The 1,773-nt window shown below is 39.9% G+C and carries 1 protein-coding gene; it reads left to right on the forward strand.

What is annotated here, in order from left to right; genetic code table 11:
• Nucleotides 1–422 precede the first annotated feature (422 nt).
• Nucleotides 423–1,538 (forward strand): aldose epimerase family protein, encoded by a 1,116-nt coding sequence (locus ATH1_RS0115375; RefSeq protein ID WP_010423646.1) that lies wholly within the window; start codon nt 423–425, stop codon nt 1,536–1,538.
• Nucleotides 1,539–1,773: the final 235 nt, after the last annotated feature.

The following is a 1,773-nucleotide window of genomic DNA, read 5'->3' on the forward strand; positions in this document are numbered from 1 at the left end:
AAGGCTTTTTATACTGCACTCACTCATAAAAACACTAAACATTGTCCTGCTTCAGAAACGCAGAAAACGGGAATGAACTTAGTATAAAATTTATTTATTAAGGCCGGATGGAACTCGCATGATTGAGTTTTATACATGAACATTGTGGCAATCTTTGTCATACTCGTTTCATCTTACACTTAATAAGTTGTTACGGCTGTTAGAATTGTTACAGTTGTTAAAGTTGTTGATGTGTTAGTTATCAGAATATTATAAGTTTTATTGCATTAGCTAACAATCCTAACAATTTTATAACAGTCTTAGCAATGCTCGTTTCATTAGCATAATTTATCTAAGTTAGTGGTCAAATGAAATTCATCCCGAGTAATCGGAGCTCGTTTTATCTGTGTTTACTAAAATTAAGGATCTAAAATTCAATAACTATGAAAAGAAAACAACGGGTTTTTTTTGCTGCCCTGACACTTAGCTTTGGGCTTCTCAGCTGCCAGTCACCCGCAAAACAACCGGGTATCGAACAACAGAACTGGGGTAAACTTCCCGACGGCAGAACGGTTGAATTGTACAAGCTGACCAGTACGACCGGACTGGAAGTAGAGATTTCAAATTTTGGAGGTCTTATCAAGTCAATCAACGCACCCGACAAAAAAGGAGAAAAGAAAAATGTGGTTTTGGGATTTGATTCCATTGAACCGTACCTGAAAGAACGAAACTTTTTTGGTGCCCTGATCGGACGCTATGGAAATCGCATCGCCAAAGGACAGTTTACACTCAACGACAGTACCTTTCAGCTGTCGGTTAACGATGGGGCTAATCATCTCCATGGCGGAACAAATGGCTTCGACCAGAAACTCTGGAAGGCAGAGCCGATTAACACCCCCGGAGCGCCTGCATTAAAGCTGACTTATTTTAGTGAAGACGGAGAAGAAGGGTATCCCGGAAACCTCAACGTAACAGTTGTTTATACTCTTGAGAAAGATAGCCTGAAAATAGAATATACCGCCACAACCGATAAAGCAACACCAATCAACCTCACCAACCATTCATTCTACAACCTGGGTGGAGAAGGGTTAATACTGGACCATATTCTGACCATAAATGCCGGCCACTATACGCCGGTAAATTCAGAGCTGATTCCCACCGGAGAAATTTTACCTGTTGAAGGAACACCTTTTGATTTCACCGAGCCTCATGAAATTGGTGCGCGCATCGACCAGGTACCCGGCGGATACGACCACAACTTTGTATTGAATGAAAACGAAGGTGAAGGTTTGAATTTTGCTGCCAGACTGGAAGACCCGCAATCGGGACGTACTATGGAAATTTATACAGAAGAACCGGGATTACAATTTTATTCGGGTAATTTCCTCGACGGACATTTAAGATCAGGCGACTTTGTGTTTGAAAAATATGCCGGACTCTGTCTGGAAACACAACATTTCCCCGATTCGCCGAACCACAATAATTTTCCCTCAACCATTCTGGAGCCTGGTGAAACTTACAACACAAAAACGGTTATGGTTTTTGGAGTGAATAAATAAGAAAAAGAAGACGTACAAAATAACTTTGTTCATCACAAAATTCCATTTATAAGTCCAGGCTTATCATGGAGTTTTGTGATGATTTTTTTTTAATAATCTGATCTGCTTTATTCATCAGTATATTAGTCTAAGTTATTGGTCTGATTGAACTCATCCCGACTTATCGGGACTCATCTTATCATACTTTAACCCAACTTGTCATCTTACTATCATAAAATTCTGTATTCCAGTCAGA

The organism is Anaerophaga thermohalophila DSM 12881 (genome assembly GCF_000191885.1).
GTDB lineage: Bacteria > Bacteroidota > Bacteroidia > Bacteroidales > Marinilabiliaceae > Anaerophaga > Anaerophaga thermohalophila.

What these genes read in the sequence shown, in the direction of transcription:
- ATH1_RS0115375 (WP_010423646.1), top strand. Translation starts at nt 423, where the DNA reads ATGAAAAGAAAACAACGGGTTTTTTTTGCTGCCCTGACACTTAGCTTT.